The sequence below is a fragment of the Ferroplasma sp. Type II genome (genome assembly GCF_000496155.1).
On sequence record NZ_KI542771.1, the window covers coordinates 1 to 1,756 of the forward strand.

Genomic DNA, 1,756 nt, shown 5'->3' on the forward strand with positions numbered 1-1,756 from the left:
TTAATTGAAATTCTTTCGAAAGAGTAAGTGATAAGTAAAAATTTAATAGTTGTTAGAAATTATCTATAGATATACTTGTCGTTTAGTGAAGTTCAAATTTTAAAAAAAAGGAGTTCTGATTTTTTAGAAGAATCAAAACATCTCATAGGCATTAAAAAATACGATTTAGCTATTTTTAACCTGGAGCAATATTGCGAATTAATATTACAATATGCAATGCTGATAAAATTAGGATACTATCCCCGTACTCATTCGTTAAAAGAATTGATAAATAAATTATCTGAAGTCGATGACAGTTTAAAGGGTTTGGTTACAGATGAGATGAACTTGCTTTATCTGGGAAGACTAAGTGATGCATATATATCTACAAGATATATGCCAGTAGAGTTTGATGAGGTCGAAACAAAAAATATTTACCGTTTTGTGGTGGAGGTGTTCAAGAAATATGTCGATAAATTTTGAATTAAAAAAATGGGAGTACTTAAAAAATTACCGTTCAGTTTGTAGTGATGTTTACCGTATGGTTAAAGCTATTGATAAATATGCAAGAGTTTTTGTTTTTGGATCAGTTTTATCAGGGAAAATTACCGCCTCCAGTGATATAGATATATTAATATTGGAAAACGACACAAATTTAAACGATCAAATTTATATAAAAATACTTAAAAATATTGATGCACCTGTCGAATTGCACATAGTTAACGATCAGGGATTTAGCTGGTACAAAAATTTCTCTGAGAATATGGAAGAAATTTTATCCTAGATATTGGAATCCATCATAATACCTCTTCAAATGAGTTTAACATAGGTCATCACATCTAGAAAGTAGTCGTCAAATATTCTAATGCCTGGATTTTCAGAAATAAGTAGATGCCGTATTCATCATGTAAATCTTTCAAATTTATGATGAGAGGCAAACATGAAGGAACATACTATGTTATTTTAACACCAGTATGGCATTTTTTAATATAACCAACAAACTATATATACATTAGTGCCATACTAATTTTATATGGCTGATAATAAAGCAATACAGTACGAAAACAGGCTCAAAAAGGGACAGGTGGGAGTCTGGGGGGCAATAGCCGAGGAAATATCAGCCATGGCACCCGCCTGTGATGCAATAGCCTTTGTAGTATCATCTGCTGTTTTTGCATTTTTCCTTACACCTTTATCATTTATAATAGCGACCCTGACAATGTTTCTTGAAGTGAATACATTATACCATCTTTCAAAGAGGCATGCCAGTGCCGGTGGTTATTATGGATACATAGCCAATGCGTTTGGACCTGTACCTGCAATCAGTGCAGGGTTAATGTATCCCATGTATCAGACTGTAAGCACAGCCGCAATCCCTGTGTTTGTGTCCGGAGTAGTTCTACCAGGCGTTGTACAGTATTTTCTTGGTGTAGGAATGCCTGCCTGGATATGGATACCATTCATACTTGCATTCATAATAATACCTATTATGATCGCAATAGTGGGAATCAGGCCACAGATGAAATATATCAGGTTCGCATCATTCTTTGAACTGATTTTCCTTGCAGTGCTTTCTGCAATTATAATAATTAAGGCACCTGACAATACATTAAATGTTTTCAATCCCTTTGTATGGCCACAGTACAGTTCATGGTTTTCCCCTGAGGGAGGCCCAATTACCGGTGTTGGCCTTGGAATGATATTTGGATTAACCAGCTTCATAGGTTATGGTGGCTCAGCCCCCCTGGAGAGGAAGCCACAAACTCAAAGGCCATAC

General features: G+C 35.1%; 2 protein-coding genes and 1 pseudogene. All 3 read left to right on the forward strand.

All coding sequences use genetic code 11. The features are described from left to right. Positions 1–75: 75 nt before the first annotated feature. Positions 76–462: a HEPN domain-containing protein gene (locus tag AMDU4_RS10865; protein ID WP_021788007.1), complete on the forward strand. Its 387-nt coding sequence runs from the start codon at positions 76–78 to the stop codon at positions 460–462. Further along, entirely contained in the window at positions 446–763 is a 318-nt protein-coding gene (locus tag AMDU4_RS10870; RefSeq protein ID WP_021788008.1) for a nucleotidyltransferase domain-containing protein, read from the forward strand. Before AMDU4_RS10865 ends, AMDU4_RS10870 begins: the two co-directional genes overlap by 17 nt. Positions 764–1,012: 249 nt before the next feature. After that, positions 1,013–1,756 (forward strand): annotated as a pseudogene (locus AMDU4_RS10875) (amino acid permease); the annotation flags it as partial.

Bases quoted from the DNA above. Each gene is read 5' to 3' on its own strand.
- AMDU4_RS10870 (WP_021788008.1), top strand. From the start codon at position 446: ATGTCGATAAATTTTGAATTAAAAAAATGGGAGTACTTAAAAAATTAC.